The following is a 17,078-nucleotide window of genomic DNA, read 5'->3' on the forward strand; positions in this document are numbered from 1 at the left end:
GTTAATGACCTCCATCAAAAAGATGGAGGTCATTTTTTACAAAAGGAATTTAAATGATTGCGCAAGTTATTATAGATATTGCTGCCAAACAGACAGATCGAATTTTTGAATATCATATTCCAAAAGAATTACCTGATGTTAAAGTTGGTTCACGCGTTGTGGTACCATTTGGACCTAGAAAATTGCAAGGATTTGTTGTGGGGATTAGTGAGAGGAGTAATTTTTCTGGAAAATTACGAGATTTACTATTAGTAGTTGATGAAATGCCGCCTCTTACTAATGAACTTGTAAAATTATCAGCAGAATTAGCAAAAGAAGTGTTTTCTTATCGAATAACAATTTTGAAGGCAATGCTTCCACGAGTAATGAGAGCAAATTATCGAAAGATATTAACTCCGATAACTGAAAAAGCTAAAAAGATGCCATATTTTCAAGGAGACCCAATTGATTTAAATGAAGTAGACGATATTGATAATATTGCCTTTATTCATAAGCTCTTAAAAGCGCAGGATGCAAAGATTGAGTATATAGTAGAAAATAAGGCTAAAACTAAAACTGAAAATCAATATATGCTCACAAAATCTAAAAAGGATTATCTTACAATTTATAATTCCTTGAGAGAAAATGCTACTAAACAAAAAAACTTATTAATGGATATTATTCAGAATTTTAATTTTTATCCTAAAATGCAAAAGCAACTTGAAAAAGATGCTGAAATTAACACTGCGACATTAACTAGTGCTGTTAATAAAAATTGGCTCAAAAAAAAGCGTGTAGAAGTTTATCGTAATCCTTTGGCTGGTTTTGAAGGTAATACAAAGATTTCTAAAGATATTAAATTAAATGATGAGCAACAATCAGCTCTTAAATACATTAATTCCTCAATTGAAAATAAAGAGGCAAAAACTTACTTATTAGAAGGAATTACGGGAAGTGGGAAAACAGAAGTATATTTACATGCCATTAATCAAGCTTTAAAAGATGGTCGAAATGCTTTAATGCTTGTACCAGAAATTTCTTTAACTCCACAAATGGTTGAACAAGTAAAAGGAAGATTTGGACAAGAAGTGGCAGTTCTTCACAGTGGACTTTCTGAAGGAGAGCTTTATGATGAATGGCGCAGGATTCGTAGAGGTGAAACTAGAGTTGTAGTTGGAGCAAGAAGTGCGGTTTTTGCTCCACTTAAAAATATCGGTTTAATTGTAATTGATGAAGAACATGAATCCTCATATAAGCAAGATTCAGATCCGCGTTATCATGCTAGAGATGTAGCTTTATGGCGCAGTAAATATAATAATTGTCCTGTTGTGTTAGGAAGCGCTACTCCTTCTCTTGGCAGTCGTGCTCGAGCTCAAAAAGGTGTATACACTTTACTCAGATTAACTAAAAGAGCAAATCAAAAGAAATTACCTAAAGTCAAATTAATTGATTTAAAGCATGTAGAATTTGCTGGTGGACAATTTGATTTATCAGTAGAATTATTTAATGCTATAAAAGAACGTTTAGCAAAAAAAGAGCAGGTTATTTTAATGCTCAATAGACGAGGGTTTGCTAATTTTATGTTGTGTCGTGAATGTGGTTTTGTTTTAAAATGTCCTAACTGTGACTTATCTTTAACAATGCACAAGGATACCAATCAAATGCAGTGTCACTACTGTGGCTATAGTGAAATAATTCCTCAAGTTTGTCCTAATTGTCAATCAAATAAAATTCGTTTTTTAGGAACTGGAACACAAAAAATTCAAGAAGAATTAGAAGAATTACTCCCAGAAGCTAGAATTTTACGGATGGATGTTGACACTACTAGAAAAAAAGGCAGTTATAAAAATATTTTAGATAAGTTTGGAAATCATGAAGCTGATATCCTTTTGGGTACTCAAATGATTGCTAAGGGATTAGATTTTCCTAATGTAACTTTAGTTGGTGTAATTAATGCTGACACTGGATTATGGTTGCCGGATTATAATGCATCTGAAAGAACCTTTGAATTATTAACGCAAGTAGCAGGAAGAGCAGGACGTGCAGAAAAAACTGGGGAAGTGATTATTCAAACTTATAATCCAGATCATTATGCAATTCAATTAGCGCAATCGCAGAATTATGAACGATTTTATGGTTATGAAATGCAAGTTCGTCATGCGGGCAATTATCCACCATATTTTTATACAGTTTTGATTTCTATTGCTTCTAAAAATGAGCAAAATGCTGCTAGAGAAGCTTTTAAAATTAAAAGAAAACTGCAAAATAATTTGCATACTGATGCAATTATATTAGGTCCAACACCTAGTGCAATTTCTAAATTAAAAAACCAGTATTATTATCAAATACTGGTAAAATATAAAAAAGAAGAAAATTTAAATAATTTGCTGCATCAAATTCAAGATTCAGCTCAAGAAATTAAAAAATATGGCTTAAATGTCTATATTGATAATGAACCAGAGAGAATTAGATAAGGAGAAAAATATGACATCAATAATTTTTATGGGAACACCTAATTTTGCCGTTCCAGTTTTAGAAGGATTAGTTAAGAATGGTTATGATGTAAAAGCAGTAGTAACACAACCTGATAAAAAAGTAGGTCGTAAACAAAAAATTACTAAAACACCTGCTAAAGTTGCTGCAGAAAAATTAAACATTCCAGTTTATCAACCAGTTAAGTTATCTGGTTCACCTGAAATGGATGAATTAATTGATATGAAGGCTGATTTTATTGTTACTGCAGCTTACGGACAATTTTTACCAACTAAGTTTTTGAATTCAGTTAAAATTGCAGCAGTAAATGTTCATGGGTCTCTTTTACCAAAATATCGTGGTGGAGCTCCAATTCAATATTCATTGATCAATGGTGATAAGCAGACTGGTGTAACTATTATGGAAATGGTTAAGAAGATGGATGCTGGTGATATGTATGCTCAAAAAGCAATTGATATTGAAGAAGAGGATACTGCAGGAACAATTTTTGAAAAATTATCATATCTAGGTCGTGACCTTTTATTGGAAACTTTGCCTAAGATTGAAGATGGAAGTGTAGAAAAAACTCCACAAAATGAAGATGAGGTAGTATTTTCACCAAATATTAAAAAGTCACAAGAGCAAATTACTACTCAAATGACTGCACGAGAAGCAAATAATTTGCTTCGTGGTCTAAATCCAGACCCAGGTGCTTACATGATGGTAGATAATAAACGACTAAAAGTTTGGAAAGCAGAAGTAGCTTCTGACAATACTGATTTAGAAGCAGGAAGCTTAGTAGATAATAGGGGTAGATTTGCCATTAGTTTTGCTAATGGTAGTGTTCTTAATTTATTAGAACTTCAGCCTGCAGGAAAGAAAAAAATGCCAGTTAAGAACTTCTTAAATGGTCAAGGTAGCAAATTTACAATAGGAGAAAAAATTGTCGACAACTAAGACTGCGCGCTCAATTGCGCTTAATACTTTAATTCGTGTGTTAGAGGATGGCTCATATTCAAATATTAGTTTAAATAATAGTTTAAAAAGTTCCCAACTTTCAAAAGCTGATCAAAATTTAGCTACAAAGTTAGTTTATGGGACTATTCAATATAAAATCTATTTAGAATATCAGTTGAATGGGTTAATTAAGACTAAAATTACTGAAAAGTATATTATGCCGCTTCTTTTGATGTCGGCTTATCAAATACTATTTTTAGATAAGGTGCCAAATCGAGCAGTTCTTGATGAAGCAAATAAATTAGCTAAGCAATTTGGTAAACAACATTCTTCTGGATTTAGATTAGTTAATGGGATTTTACGAGCCTTAACTCGTAGAGGCGAGATTTTACCTGATCAAAAAGATACAGTTAAATATTTAAGTGTCAAAGAAAGTATGCCTATTTGGCTAGTAAAATATCTCATTAAAAATTGGGGTGAAAAACGAACTGAAAGTATTTTGGCTAGTTTTAATGAAACTGCAAAAAATAGTGTTCGTCTATCTAGTTTAGTTAATCAAAAACATACTTTTATTGAATTGAAAAAATTAGGATATGATCCAGAATATTCAAGCTTATCTAGTCACGATGTGATTTTAAATCATGGTGGGATAGTAGAGTCAGATTTATTTAAAAAAGGATATTTAACAGTTCAAGATGAAGCAGCTAGTTTGGTAGCTGATGTCTTTGATATTAGTGGCAATGAAGTAGTGCTTGATGCTTGTAGTGCACCAGGCGGTAAAACTGTTCAGATTGCTGAACGATTAAATAAAGGTAATGTAACTGCTTTAGATATTCATGAAAAGAAATTGAAATTAGTCCGACAAAACGCTGAAAGAATGGGAGTAAGTGATAGAGTTTCAACTAAAGGAGTGGATGCACGTAAAGCGCATGATTACTTTTCAAAGCAGCAATTTGATAGAATACTAGTAGATGCACCATGTTCAGGATTAGGGCTTCTTAGAAGAAAGCCTGAAATTCGATATTCTAAAACAATGGATGATTTATTAAATTTACAGAAAATACAATTAGATATATTGGATTCTGTTGCTCTACTTCTAAACAAAAATGGAGAATTGGTCTATTCAACTTGTACTATTTCTTTTGAAGAAGATGAAAAAGTAGTTGAAAAGTTTTTAAAGAATCATCCTAATTTTGAACTGGCTCCATTTAAGTTGGAAAAAATAGCATCCAAATCAGGGATGTTAAAGATTTTACCAGATAGCTATGGTAGCGATGGCTTCTTTATAGCTAAGTTTAAATTGCGAGGTTAGATTTTGATTAAAACAGCATATGCTTCAAGTATTGGAAGAATACGAGAAAGCAATCAGGACTTTGTACAGGTTTTTAAAAATAAAAGTGACATAACATTAGCAATTGTGTGTGATGGCATGGGTGGTCATCAAGGAGGCGATGTAGCATCTACAATGGCTGTAAGTCATTTAGGACATAATTTTAAGATGACTGATTTTAAAGATGCAGTCTTAGCGCATAAATGGTTAGATGTTCAGTTGAATTCTGAAAATGAGACGATTTTAAAAACTGCTGATCGTTTTCCTGATTTAAATGGCATGGGAACGACTATCGTTTTAGCGTTTGCTTTTAAGGATTCAGCTTTAATTGCTCATTTGGGTGATTCACGAGCTTATAGCTATGCTGATGGGAATTTTGTTCAATTAACTGAAGATCATTCTTTAGTTAATGAATTAGTAAAAATGGGTCAAATCACTAAAGAGCAAGCTAAGCACCATCCTCAAAAAAATATTATTACTCAAGCTTTAGGAGTATCAAGTACAATTGATCCAGAATTTTGTGATATTGATATGCATGCCAATGATATTATTTTACTTTGTACAGATGGGTTAACTAATTCGTTAAGCGATCCTCAAATTCAACAAATTTTAGCAACTAAGGATTTAAGTTTGCAAGATCGTTGTAATAAGTTAATTAACGAAGCCAACAGATTAGGTGGTGGTGATAATATTACTGTTTGCCTAATTTGGAATAAGGAGGACGAAAGTAAATGATCGATAAAGGTTATTTGCTTGGCGAGCGTTACCGAATTATTGATACTTTAGGCGAGGGTGGAATGGCTAATGTATATCTAGCTGAAGATATAATTTTGCAACGAAAAGTTGCAGTTAAGGTTTTGCGTTTAGATTTACAAAAAGAATCACAGACTTTAGCTCGTTTTCAACGTGAGGCATTAGCAACCAGTGAATTAAGTCATCCAAATATTGTTTCAGTACTTGATGTAGGAACAGACAATGGTCTGCCATATATGGTAATGGAATATGTAGATGGACCAGATTTAAAGGATTATATCCTTGAAAATTCACCACTTGATCTACACGAAGTTATTAGGATTATGGATCAAATTTTAAGTGCAATGACATTGGCACATAAGCATAATGTGATTCATCGTGATTTAAAACCACAAAATATTCTTATGGATAAACGTGGAAATATCAAAATTGCAGATTTTGGTATTGCTGTTGCACTCAATCAAAGCTCAATTACGCAAACTAATTCTGTAATGGGATCCGTGCACTATATGTCTCCAGAACAGACTCGTGGAGGGCTTGTTACTAAACAGTCCGATATTTATTCTTTAGGAATAATTTTATATGAGTTAATAACCGGAAAAGTTCCTTTTAATGGAGATACACCAGTTTCAATTGCGCTAAAACATGCCCAAGAAGCAATTCCTTCTATTCGAAAAAAGGATCCAGAGGTTCCACAAGCTTTAGAAAATATTGTTTTAAAAGCTACTGCTAAAGATCCTCGAGATCGTTATAAAACTGCACACGAGATGAAGGTTGATCTTGATACCAGTTTGGATGCTAGTAGAAGAAATGAAGCTGAATTTGTACCAGATCATGGTTTTAATAATGATGAAACGATAGTTTTACCTAAATTTGATAATAATAGTAATAATAAAACGCCACCTGATGATCCTAAAGATGATGGTGATAATCAAAATGGAGATCCAAATAAGCCGAGTTTTTGGCAAGCTTTAAAAAAACATAAGTGGTGGTGGATCTTTATGAGTTTAGCAGCAATTTTAATAGTTTTTGTGATGATTTTTGCTTTAAGTAGTAAAGACAATCCTCGGATTAGAATTCCAGATGTAACTAATATGACCGAAGAAACTGCTAAACAAAAACTGGAAAAATCTGGACTAGAATTAGGAAGAATTTCTCATCAAAAATCTGACAGTATTGATGCTGGTCGAGTAATTAAAACTAAGCCCAATTCTGGAAAGTCAGTTTCAAAAGGGAAGGAAGTTGATTTAGTAATTTCTAACGGTGCTGGAATGGTAAAAGTTCCGGATGTTACTGGTCAAAATTACATGCAAGCTGTTGCAAAATTAGAAAAAATGGGCTTTGAGGTTGTCAAGGAAATGCAATTTTCTGAAGAAGTTCCAGTCGATCAAGTACTTAGCCAGAGCATTGCAGCTGATGTAGAAGTAAAACCTAAGCAAACCACTATTACATTGGTTATCTCGAAAGGAAAGCCAGAACCGGAAGTTAGACCTAAAAAGCAAATGGTTAAACTTAAAAACTTAAAAAACTATTCTCTAAAAAGTGCCCAAGATTATGCTAAAGAAAATGGATTAACTCTACAAATTGCAGAAAAATATTCTGATGATGTAGAAAAGAACATGGTAATTTCAATGAATCCTTCTGCTGGAACTGAGCTTGAAAAAGGTTCTACAGTAACGATTACAGTTTCTAAAGGTGCTAAAGAAAAAGCTAAAGAAAATATTGTAGTAACTAAAAACTTTACAGTAGATTATCAAGCTCCAAATTCTGGTAAAGATGAAAAAACTGACAATGAGGCAGAAAAAGCAGATAATAAAGGAAACCATGTTCAAATCTATATTCAAGATGACGATCACTCTATAAGTAATATTTATCGTGATTTATATATAAAGCGTGATACTAACTTTTCAATCCCATTCACTTTAAAAAATAATAATGGTGAATTACGTGTTGTAAGAGATGGTCAGACAGTGTTAAGTGAGAAGGTGACTAAATGACAAAGCAAGCTGAAGGAACTGTTATCAGTTTAATTGCAGGTTTTTATGATGTTGAATTGGATAATGGTGAAATTATAAGAACTAGGGCTAGAGGGGCTTTTAGGCAGAAAAAACAAAAACCAGCGGTTGGAGACCATGTTGAAGTTAAAATTGATGATAAGGGAATAGGGTATTTAGTTAAAATTCTCCCCCGTGTAAATCGTATAGGTCGACCAGCTGTAGCCAATGTGAGTCATGTTCTTTTAGTAATTTCGGCAGTTCAACCTGATTTTTCTTTGCAGTTATTAGATCGATTTTTGACTTTTTTCTCTTGGCAAAAAGTTGCTGTAACTATTTATTTATCTAAAAGTGACTTACTTCCTACAGAAAAACTAAAAACTATTCAAGAAGAATTGAATTATTATCGGGAAATTGGTTATCAAGTTTTTGATAATGAAAATGATATTCAAAAAATCCCAAGTCAAATTAAAAAAGGTCAAATTTGGACTTTAGCAGGACAATCTGGAGCTGGAAAATCAACCTTACTAAATAAACTTAAAAAAGATGCTAATCAGGAAACTGGTGAGATTTCGATGAGTTTAAATCGAGGCAAGCATACAACAAGAGCAGTTAAATTATTTAAACTTGGGGACGGTTTTTTAGCTGATACGCCTGGATTTTCATCAATTGATTTAACCCCGATTAAAATAAATGAACTTTGCAATTATTTTGTTGAATTTAAAAGAGCAAGTGTTAAATGTAAATTTAGAGGTTGTCAGCATTTACAAGAACCTGGTTGTGAAGTTAAGAAATTACTTGAAGAAGGAAAAATTGCTCAAAGTCGTTATGATGATTATTTGGCTATGAGAACAGAAATTAGTGAAGGTAGAATTCCTGAATATTTGAAATAATTGGAGAAAAAAATGATAATTGCACCCTCGATTTTAAATGCAGATAATTTAAATTTAAAAAAAGATATAACTAAAGCAATTGAAGCAGGTATTGGGAGATTTCATATTGATATTATGGATGCTCATTTTGTACCTAATTTATCTTTTGGTCCGGAACTTGTTAGTGATTTTAAGTGTAGTTTTCCTATGACTGAAGCTGAAATCCATTTAATGAGTGATAAACCAGATGTGTTAGTACCCGCTTTTGTAAAAGCTGGTGCGGATATGGTTGAACTGCATTATGAAGCAATGGATGAAGAAAAATTAAATTACTGGTTAGATTATCTTGTTTCTAATGGAGTAAAAACTGGTTTAGTATTAAATCCTGATACACCAGTAGAAGTAATAAAAAACTTTGCTCCAAAATTAGATCAAGTTTTATTAATGACAGTTTATCCAGGTTTTGGCGGTCAAAAATTTATTCCAAATTCTGTTGAAAGAATTGCTAAGGCACGTGAAATTTTAGATGAAGTAAAAAAGCGGGTTCCAATTGAAGTAGATGGTGGGATTAATTCTAAGACTGCTAAGCTTGCCCGTGATGCAGGCGCTGAAGTTTTTGTGGCTGGATCATACATATTTAAAAATGGTGACATTGCTACTCAAGTAAATCACTTAAGAGATATTATCAAATGAAAGCAGCAGCTTTATTAGGTGGTCCTAAAAGTGAGTGGCCTCAAGATTTAACAAAGAGGCTTAAAGATTTTGACATAATCTTTGGAGTTGATCGTGGAGCATTCATTTTACAAAAATTAGGAGTTAAAATTGATATAGCGATTGGTGATTTTGATTCATTAAAAAGACAAGAATTATATCAATTAGAAAATTCGGTTTCAGATATTCGATATTCTAATCCTATTAAAGATTTGACTGATTCTGAGTTAATGTTAAAAGTTGCTTTTGAAGATTATCATGTTGACGAACTTACGATTTTTGGCGCAACTGGAGGAAGAATTGATCATTTTTTAGTAAATTTATTAATGGTTCTTAATCCTCATATAAGACCATTTGCTTCAAAAATTAATCTTATTGATAAGCAAAATTACATTAAATTTTATTCTCCAGGAAGTTATTTGATTGATAAAAAAGTACAATATCCATATTTTGGAGTGATGAATTTAACTACGGTTCAAAATTTAAATATCAGCAATGCTCGTTATGATTTAAAAGATTATAGTGCAGAGTTTCCAAGGGTATTTTCATCAAATGAATTTTTACCGGAAAAAGATAATTTTAATTTATCTTTTGAAAAGGGAATTGTAGCGGTAATTTGGTCTAAAGATATTGATCGTTTTTATAATATTTAAAAAGAATTTGAATTTTATGTTCAAATTCTTTTTTATTTTTGATAAATGCTAGTAAAATATAGATAAGTGTTAAGATAGAAAAGAAGGTCGATAAAATGAAGTATACAGATTTTGAAAAAGATATTGCTGACTTTGATAATGGCCGTTATGAAGCTCGTCTTAGCCGTGCAAAGCAAAATGTGGACAATTATATGCATAAAAATAGAGTACATATTTTTGATAAGAAAAAGCATAAGCGAATTGCTAGCATCGCCGGAGATGATACTAATATTTTACAAGCAGACTTGGGAATGCCTACTAAGCTTAGTGAAATGATTACGGATTATGCTTATACTCCACTTGATGAACGCATGGCTGATGAAATTCCTGATGATGATATGCATCACAATATTGAAAGATAATAAAAAGGGCATCTAAAATAGATGTCCTTTTTGCAATAATTATTAAAAATAAAAAACCTGTTAGAATTAGATTCTAACAAGCTTTATGGTCTATTAGGCACGAGTAACTTTACCAGACTTCAAAGTCTTGGTTGAAACCCAAACGCGCTTTGGCTTACCGTCAACAAGAATGCGAACTTTTTGAAGGTTTGGCTTCCAAGCACGACGTGTTGAGTTCAATGAGTGTGAACGCTTGTTACCGAAAGTGGTCTTCTTACCTGTTACAAAATCTTTTGCCATTTGCTAAACCTCCTTTATGTGTTTTCATACTTTATTACGATAGCATATGTTGAGGTTTAATTCAACCTGAAAAACTATTTTTTCTAAATGACTACTTTTTAATAAGCGCGAAGTCAATTACTATGATAAAATAAATGCGTATATTAAGAACAATAAGACGGAGGACAAACATGGCTGTTAAAATCAAAACAAAAGATGGTTTGATAGATATTTCAAACGGAGTAATTGCAACTGTTGTTGGTAGTGCAGCTACGTCTAATTACGGCGTTGTTGGAATGGCTTCAAAAAATGCTATTCGAGATGGCTTCGATGGGATTCTTAATCGTGCCAACTATAAGCGCGGCGTTGTTGTTAAGTCAGAAGATAATAAAATTACAGTTGATGTTTACATTATTGTTGGTTACGGTTTGAAGCTTTCAGAAGTAAGCCGTAATGTACAAGGTAGTGTAAAGTTTAACTTGAAGCATCAACTTGGTATTGACACAGAAGCTGTTAATGTCATCGTTCAAAGTGTAAAGGTGCTTGACGAATAACGCGAGCGGAGGTTTAAGAATATTGGTTTTAAAAGAAATAGATAGTAAACAATTTAGAGATATGGTGCGTGTAGCTACTCATAGAATGGGGAAAAATGCGGAGTTTGTTAACTCTCTTAATGTTTTCCCAGTTCCTGATGGTGACACGGGTACCAACATGAATTTAACTATTGAAAGCGGTGCTAAGGCAGTTAGCGAAAACCCAAGTGATAGTGTAGGAGATTTAACTGAGAGTTTAGCTAAAGGAATGCTTATGGGTGCTCGTGGTAATAGTGGTGTTATTACTTCGCAGCTTTTCCGTGGAATTTATAAAGCAACTCAAGGCATGAAAACTTTGAACGCTCAAGAATTAGCAAATGCCTTTACTAATGGAGTAGCTACTGCATATAAGGCAGTTATGAAACCTGTAGAAGGTACTATTTTGACTGTAGCGCGTGTTGCTGCACAAGAAGGTGCCAACAAAGCTAGTGAAACCGAAGACGTTGAGGCAGTAATGAAGGCGATTGTAGAAGGAGCAAAGAAAGCTTTAAAAACAACCCCAGATTTACTTCCAGTGTTAAAGCAAGTTGGTGTAGTTGACTCAGGTGGTCAAGGATTGCTCTTTATTTATGAGGGATTTTTAGAAGGACTTCTTGGCGAAAACTTTGCGGATCAATATCAACCAGATGAAAGTGAAATGGATGAAATGATCAATGCAATGCACCATCAATCTTCAGTTCAAAGTCAATTAGCTACTGAAGATATTATTAACGGTTATTGTACTGAAATTATGGTTGATTTAACTGCAGATGTTCCAGATAAAAAGCCTTTTGAACTTGAAGAATTTAGAAAGCATTTGTCAGGATTAGGTGATTCTCTTCTTGCGGTTTCTGATGGAGAAGTAGCAAAGGTCCATGTTCATACAGAACATCCGGGAGAAGTTTTCCAATACGGCAGTAAATTTGGTCAACTTGGAAAAATAAAGATTGATAATATGCGTATTCAACATGAAACTATTGTTGAAAGTGATGAAGATAAACAAGAAACTGTTGACTTTGCAGTAATTGCCGTAGCTTCAGGAAATGGTATTCGCAAATTATTCGAAAGCGAAGGGGTTAACCGTATAATTTCTGGTGGACAAACAATGAACCCATCTGCTGGTGACATTATTGAAGCAATTAAGAAAAGCGGTGCGAAGAAGGCAATTATTTTACCAAATAACGGTAATATTATTATGGCAGCTAAGCAAGCAGCAGAAGTAAGTGATATTCCTGTTGGTATTGTCCCTACTAAGACTATTTCACAAGGATTAACAGCAATGCTTTCATTTGATCCTGATAGTAGTGTTGATGAAAACGTTGAAATGATGACTGAAGATATTGATTCAGTAGTATCTGGTGAAGTAACTCAAGCCAATCGTGATACTGTGATTGATGATATTGAAATTCATAATAATGATTACTTAGGTATTGTAGATGGCAATATTCGTGTTGATAATCCAGATCTTATCAAAGCTACTGTTCAAATGATTGAAAAGATGCTTGATGAAGATTCAGAAATTATCACTATCATGTATGGTCGTGATTCGAATAAGAGTGAAGCTGAAGAAGTTGTAGCTCAACTTGAAGAAAGTCATGATGATTTAGAATTTGAAATTCATGATGGTGGCCAACCAGTTTATAATTTCTTAGTTTCAGTTGAATAAAAATGAGTAATGACGCATTATTTGCTCCTGTAACTGATTTAAAGGGTGTAGGAACAAAAACGGCTGCTTCTCTTGGAAGTTTGGGAATTTATAGTATTTATGACTTATTATTTTATTTTCCTTTTCGTTATGACGATTTAGAAGCATTACCTTTAGATCAAATCATGGATGGTCAAAAGGTAATGTTGAAAGGAATTGTGGCTACAGAAGCTTATGTGAGTCGTTTTGGCTATAAAAAAAGTCGATTAAGCTTTAAGCTGAGAATTGACCATGATATCGTCATGGTCAATTTTTTTAATCAGCCGTGGTTAAAGTCTAAAATTGAAGTTGGTAAAGAAGTAGCTGTATACGGTAAATATAGTGTTACAAAGCAAAGCTTGACAAGTTTTAAATTTGTTGCAGCTAAAGAAAATGATAGTGGAATGGCTCCAATTTATTCAGTGAATAAAAATATTCATCAAAAAACGTTGCAAAAATTAATTGATTTAGCAATTGATAAATATTTAGATGAATTGGTCGATATCGTTCCTGCTGAAATTAGAAAAAAATACCGATTAATGTCGGATCAAGAAATTGTTAAAAATATGCATCATCCTAATAATGGACAAATAGCAGAATTAGCTAAAAGAAGTGCAATTTTTAGAGAATTTTTTATTTTTCAAATGCAATTGGCACTTTTATCAAATACCAATTCTAATAACACTCATGGAATTGCTAAAAAATACGATTTAACTGAAATTGCTAAATTAACTAATTCTTTACCTTTTGAACTTTCTGATGATCAAAAGCATGTTGTAAATGAAATCTTTGCTGATATTCATTCAGATTTTCAAATGCAGCGTCTTTTGCAAGGAGACGTTGGCTCAGGGAAAACCATCGTTGCAGTTTATGCAATTTATGCTGCGATTACGGCAGGTTTTCAAGCTACATTGATGGTTCCAACTGAAATTTTAGCTACGCAACATTTCAAAAAAATTGATGAACTTCTTCGTCCTTTAGGAGTGCGCGTGGCACTTTTAACCGGAACAACTAAAAGCTTAGAAAAACGAGAAATATATCAAGAATTACAAGATGGAACTATTAATGTTGTAATTGGTACTCATGCTTTAATTCAGGATAATGTAATCTTTAAAAATTTAGGTTTAGTTATAATTGATGAACAACACCGTTTTGGGGTTGGCCAACGCAAGAGTTTGATTAATAAAGGACTTGCTCCTGATGTTTTAGCAATGACAGCAACTCCAATTCCAAGAACTTTAGCTTTGACTGTTTATGGAGAAATGACAGTTTCAGAAATTCGTCATTTACCAAAAGGACGCAAGCCAATAATTTCTACATGGAAGACAAGTAATCAAATGGATGAAGTTTATAATCAAATGAAGCAGCAACTAAATGCGGGTTTTCAAGTTTATATTGTTACACCATTGATTAAAGAATCAGAAAATCTGGATTTACGTAATGCAGAAGAAATTTTTGCAAAAATTAAGCATGATTTTCCAAAGCAAAATGTGGTACTTCTTCATGGTCAGATGTCGGGTGCACAAAAAGATGAAATTATGACTGATTTTTCTGCAGGGAAAATTAATATTCTGGTAGCGACTAGCGTGATTGAAGTTGGTGTAGATGTTCCAAATGCAAATATGATGGTAATTTATAATGCAGATAGATTTGGATTGAGTCAGCTTCATCAATTGCGAGGAAGAATTGGTCGTGGGCAAACACAAAGTTATTGCGTTTTTCTAGCTGATCCTAAAACTGAATCAGGAAAAGCAAGAATGAAAATTATTGCCTCAACCACTAATGGGTTTAAGCTTGCTGAAGAAGATTTAAAAATGCGTGGTGAAGGTGATTTATTTGGTAAAGCACAATCTGGTTTGCCAGAGTTTCAAGTTGGAAATGTGGTAAATAATTATAATACCTTAGTTGTTGCGAGAGAAGTTGCAAAAAGTTTAGTTAATTATGATCCACAATTGGATAAAGCAGAACATTTTGCACTTAAACAAATTCTTGATTATAATCAATTAAAACAAAATAGAAGTTAGAAGAGAAAAATTATGAAAAAAATAGCAATTGATGCAATGGGAGGAGAAAATGCTCCTAAGGCAGTAATTGATGCTGTCTTAAAAGTTAGAGATGAACTTCCAGATACCAAATTTATTTTATTTGGTGATAAAGAAGAACTTCGTAAACTTTTACCTGTTGATAAAATAAATAGTCAATTAGAAGTTGTACCTACTACTGAAATAATTGATGATGAAGATGAGCCTGTGAGAGCTATTAGAAGTAAGAAAAATTCATCAATGGTTGTAGCTGCAAATTATGTTAAAGAAGGTAAAGCAGATGCCTTATTTTCAATGGGAAATACTGGTGCGCTTTTGGCATGCGGGATTTTTATTATTGGTAGAATCAAAGGAATCAAGCGTCCGGGTTTAATGCCAACTTTGCCTACCGAAAATAATCATGGCTTTAATATAATTGATGTTGGGGCAAATGCTAAATCAAAGCCAGAATATATTTTGCAATGGGCTCAAATGGCAAGTTATTACGCAGAAAAAGTTCGTGGAGTAGAAAATCCAAAGGTCGCACTTTTAAATAATGGCTCTGAAAGTGATAAGGGTGATGAACTTCATCAAGAAGCTTATAAGATGTTAAAAGAAAGTAATTTGAACTTTATTGGCAATATTGAAGGAAATGAAATCATGACTGGTAAAGCTGATGTAGTTGCAAGTGATGGATTTTCTGGTAATATTGCTTTAAAGAGTGTAGAAGGGATGTCTAGCGTCTTACTTCATTCTTTAAAAGATAGTTTGCTTAATAATGGAATGATGACTAAGTTAGGTGCGCTACTTATTAAGAAAGCTATTGGGGATATTCGTACCAAATATGATACTGCAGTTCATGGCGGTGCCGTTTTAATGGGAATTAATGCTCCAGTTGTTAAAACTCACGGTAGATCTAATGAACGTCCAATTTATTACACGCTTAAGCAAATTGATAAGATTTTGGATGAAAAGTTAATTGATAATTTTAGAGAAGAATTTTCAAAATAAGGAGTAAAAAATGACAGAAGAAGAAATTTTTAATAAAATTGCTGGAATGATTGCTGATAACTTTGAAGTAGATAAAGCTTCAATTACTAAATCAACTAATTTTAATAATGATTTAGATGCTGATTCAATTGATTTAGTTGAATTCATTCTTCAACTTGAAGATGAATTTGGATCAGAAATTCCAGATGAAGATGCTGAAAAAATTAAAACAGTTGGTGATGCAGTCGCTTATATCAAGGCTCACCAAGAATAATTTTATAAAAAAGCCGGTTCTCAGTTTGCATGAGACCGGCTTTGTGTTTATAATTAGGAAATAAATTAAAAATATTAATTGTCTTTTAATAAAGATTGGTTTTGAAATGGGGGAATGACCTTTGGATAAACAGAGCGATCTCTTGTTAGATATTCAACATCTCCATACTGCATACCGTTTGCAAGGCAAATTTTATGATGCGGCAGATGATGTGAATCTAACACTCAAGCGTGATGAAATATTAGCCATAGTGGGAGAGTCAGGTTGTGGCAAAAGCACCATTGCTTCAAGTATTATTGGCTTATACGATCACAAAAATACAAAAGTTACTGGGGACATTCTTTATAATGAATTGAACCTGGTGGGATTAAACGAATCACTTTTTAATAAAATTCGTGGTGATAAAATCGGAATGATTTTTCAGGATCCATTGGCAAGCTTAAATCCCTTGATGAAAGTTGGAGATCAAGTTGCTGAAACCCTCTATTATCATACTGATATGAATGAAAGTCAGCGTCATAGTTGCGTGATTGAATTATTTAATCAGGTAGGGATGCCTCGTCCAGAAGATATGTATGAAATGTATCCTCATGAGTTGTCTGGCGGATTACGACAACGTGTGGTAATTGCGATGGCAATTGCATGTAAGCCAGAAGTAATTATAGCTGATGAACCAACTACAGCACTTGATGTTACTATTCAAGCTCAAATTTTGGACTTGTTAGAAGATATTCAAAAGCAAACTCATTCGGGAATCATTTTGATTACTCATGATTTAGGAGTTGTTGCTGAAACTGCTGACCAAGTAGCTGTTATGTATGCTGGTCAAATTGTAGAAAAGTCTGATGTTAAAACGATTTTTGAAAATCCACTTCATCCATATACTCGTTCTCTTTTAAATTCAATGCCACAATCAGATGATGAGACTGAGGATTTACATGTGATTCACGGTACAGTACCATCTCTTAAGAATATGCCACGTACAGGAGATCGCTTTGCTGCAAGAATTCCTTGGATTCCTGAAAGCGCGCATGAAAAAGAACCAACGATTCATGAAGTAGCACCCGGTCACTGGGTAAGATGTACTTGTTGGAAAGAATTCCATTTTGAAGATGATCCAAGTTCAAAAACAGAAGTTAAGAGAACGGGGGAATAGT

The 17,078-nt window shown here is 33.2% G+C and carries 16 protein-coding genes; 15 read left to right on the forward strand and 1 reads right to left on the reverse strand.

Going from position 1 to position 17,078, the window contains the following annotated elements:
• Nucleotides 1–53: 53 nt before the first annotated feature.
• The 9 genes from priA (at nt 54) to ACTHPI_RS06065 (ending at nt 10,122) form a co-directional block, all read left to right on the forward strand.
• The gene (priA, locus tag ACTHPI_RS06025; protein ID WP_445353268.1) at nt 54–2,453 is read left to right on the forward strand and encodes a primosomal protein N'; all 2,400 of its coding nucleotides are present in this window, start codon (nt 54–56) and stop codon (nt 2,451–2,453) included.
• A gap of 10 nt (nt 2,454–2,463) precedes the next feature.
• The gene (fmt, locus tag ACTHPI_RS06030) at nt 2,464–3,408 is read left to right on the forward strand and encodes a methionyl-tRNA formyltransferase (protein WP_445353269.1); all 945 of its coding nucleotides are present in this window, start codon (nt 2,464–2,466) and stop codon (nt 3,406–3,408) included.
• Nucleotides 3,395–4,720 (forward strand): 16S rRNA (cytosine(967)-C(5))-methyltransferase RsmB, encoded by a 1,326-nt coding sequence (gene rsmB, locus ACTHPI_RS06035; protein ID WP_445353270.1) that lies wholly within the window; start codon nt 3,395–3,397, stop codon nt 4,718–4,720. Before fmt ends, rsmB begins: the two co-directional genes overlap by 14 nt.
• Before the next feature lie 3 nt (nt 4,721–4,723).
• Nucleotides 4,724–5,473 carry a Stp1/IreP family PP2C-type Ser/Thr phosphatase gene (locus ACTHPI_RS06040; protein ID WP_445353271.1) on the forward strand — a complete coding sequence of 250 codons (750 nt, stop codon included), beginning with the start codon at nt 4,724–4,726 and terminating at the stop codon, nt 5,471–5,473.
• Entirely contained in the window at nt 5,470–7,488 is a 2,019-nt protein-coding gene (gene pknB / locus ACTHPI_RS06045) for a Stk1 family PASTA domain-containing Ser/Thr kinase (protein WP_445353272.1), read from the forward strand. Before ACTHPI_RS06040 ends, pknB begins: the two co-directional genes overlap by 4 nt.
• Nucleotides 7,485–8,378, forward strand: a complete 894-nt coding sequence (gene rsgA / locus ACTHPI_RS06050; RefSeq protein ID WP_445353273.1) for a ribosome small subunit-dependent GTPase A — start codon at nt 7,485–7,487, stop codon at nt 8,376–8,378. The genes pknB and rsgA overlap by 4 nt, the downstream gene beginning before the upstream one ends.
• A gap of 12 nt (nt 8,379–8,390) precedes the next feature.
• Nucleotides 8,391–9,050, forward strand: coding sequence for a ribulose-phosphate 3-epimerase (gene rpe / locus ACTHPI_RS06055; protein ID WP_445353274.1), 660 nt, complete (start codon nt 8,391–8,393; stop codon nt 9,048–9,050).
• Complete coding sequence (locus ACTHPI_RS06060; RefSeq protein WP_445353275.1) at nt 9,047–9,721, forward strand: thiamine diphosphokinase; 675 nt, start codon at nt 9,047–9,049, stop codon at nt 9,719–9,721. The genes rpe and ACTHPI_RS06060 overlap by 4 nt, the downstream gene beginning before the upstream one ends.
• Nucleotides 9,722–9,816: 95 nt before the next feature.
• Nucleotides 9,817–10,122, forward strand: coding sequence for a hypothetical protein (locus ACTHPI_RS06065; protein WP_186277715.1), 306 nt, complete (start codon nt 9,817–9,819; stop codon nt 10,120–10,122).
• Nucleotides 10,123–10,215: 93 nt separating this feature from the next.
• On the opposite strand, the gene rpmB is transcribed toward ACTHPI_RS06065, so the two are convergent.
• Nucleotides 10,216–10,401: a 50S ribosomal protein L28 gene (gene rpmB / locus ACTHPI_RS06070; protein WP_144355465.1), complete on the reverse strand. Its 186-nt coding sequence runs from the start codon at nt 10,399–10,401 to the stop codon at nt 10,216–10,218.
• A gap of 170 nt (nt 10,402–10,571) precedes the next feature.
• Here rpmB and ACTHPI_RS06075 point away from each other — a divergent pair, with 170 nt between their 5' ends.
• From ACTHPI_RS06075 to ACTHPI_RS06100, 6 genes are all read left to right on the forward strand, one after another.
• A complete protein-coding gene (locus ACTHPI_RS06075; RefSeq protein WP_445353276.1) occupies nt 10,572–10,934 on the forward strand; it encodes an Asp23/Gls24 family envelope stress response protein in 363 nt (120 codons plus the stop codon).
• 22 nt (nt 10,935–10,956) lie between these two features.
• The gene (locus tag ACTHPI_RS06080; RefSeq protein WP_445353277.1) at nt 10,957–12,618 is read left to right on the forward strand and encodes a DAK2 domain-containing protein; all 1,662 of its coding nucleotides are present in this window, start codon (nt 10,957–10,959) and stop codon (nt 12,616–12,618) included.
• Nucleotides 12,619–12,620: 2 nt separating this feature from the next.
• A complete protein-coding gene (gene recG / locus ACTHPI_RS06085; protein ID WP_445353278.1) occupies nt 12,621–14,660 on the forward strand; it encodes an ATP-dependent DNA helicase RecG in 2,040 nt (679 codons plus the stop codon).
• A 12-nt stretch (nt 14,661–14,672) separates the two neighbouring features.
• Nucleotides 14,673–15,668 carry a phosphate acyltransferase PlsX gene (gene plsX / locus ACTHPI_RS06090; protein ID WP_445353279.1) on the forward strand — a complete coding sequence of 332 codons (996 nt, stop codon included), beginning with the start codon at nt 14,673–14,675 and terminating at the stop codon, nt 15,666–15,668.
• Nucleotides 15,669–15,678: 10 nt separating this feature from the next.
• Complete coding sequence (gene acpP, locus ACTHPI_RS06095; protein WP_445353280.1) at nt 15,679–15,921, forward strand: acyl carrier protein; 243 nt, start codon at nt 15,679–15,681, stop codon at nt 15,919–15,921.
• Nucleotides 15,922–16,042: 121 nt separating this feature from the next.
• Nucleotides 16,043–17,077 (forward strand): ABC transporter ATP-binding protein, encoded by a 1,035-nt coding sequence (locus ACTHPI_RS06100; RefSeq protein ID WP_445353281.1) that lies wholly within the window; start codon nt 16,043–16,045, stop codon nt 17,075–17,077.
• Nucleotide 17,078: the final 1 nt, after the last annotated feature.

Source organism: Lactobacillus sp. PSON (genome assembly GCF_052615405.1).

Coding starts and splice junctions, on each gene's coding strand:
- priA (WP_445353268.1), top strand. CDS start 54: ATGATTGCGCAAGTTATTATAGATATTGCTGCCAAACAGACAGATCGA.
- fmt (WP_445353269.1), top strand. CDS start 2,464: ATGACATCAATAATTTTTATGGGAACACCTAATTTTGCCGTTCCAGTT.
- pknB (WP_445353272.1), top strand. CDS start 5,470: ATGATCGATAAAGGTTATTTGCTTGGCGAGCGTTACCGAATTATTGAT.
- rsgA (WP_445353273.1), top strand. CDS start 7,485: ATGACAAAGCAAGCTGAAGGAACTGTTATCAGTTTAATTGCAGGTTTT.
- rpe (WP_445353274.1), top strand. CDS start 8,391: ATGATAATTGCACCCTCGATTTTAAATGCAGATAATTTAAATTTAAAA.
- ACTHPI_RS06060 (WP_445353275.1), top strand. CDS start 9,047: ATGAAAGCAGCAGCTTTATTAGGTGGTCCTAAAAGTGAGTGGCCTCAA.
- ACTHPI_RS06065 (WP_186277715.1), top strand. CDS start 9,817: ATGAAGTATACAGATTTTGAAAAAGATATTGCTGACTTTGATAATGGC.
- rpmB (WP_144355465.1), bottom strand. CDS start 10,401: ATGGCAAAAGATTTTGTAACAGGTAAGAAGACCACTTTCGGTAACAAG.
- ACTHPI_RS06075 (WP_445353276.1), top strand. CDS start 10,572: ATGGCTGTTAAAATCAAAACAAAAGATGGTTTGATAGATATTTCAAAC.
- recG (WP_445353278.1), top strand. CDS start 12,621: ATGAGTAATGACGCATTATTTGCTCCTGTAACTGATTTAAAGGGTGTA.
- plsX (WP_445353279.1), top strand. CDS start 14,673: ATGAAAAAAATAGCAATTGATGCAATGGGAGGAGAAAATGCTCCTAAG.
- acpP (WP_445353280.1), top strand. CDS start 15,679: ATGACAGAAGAAGAAATTTTTAATAAAATTGCTGGAATGATTGCTGAT.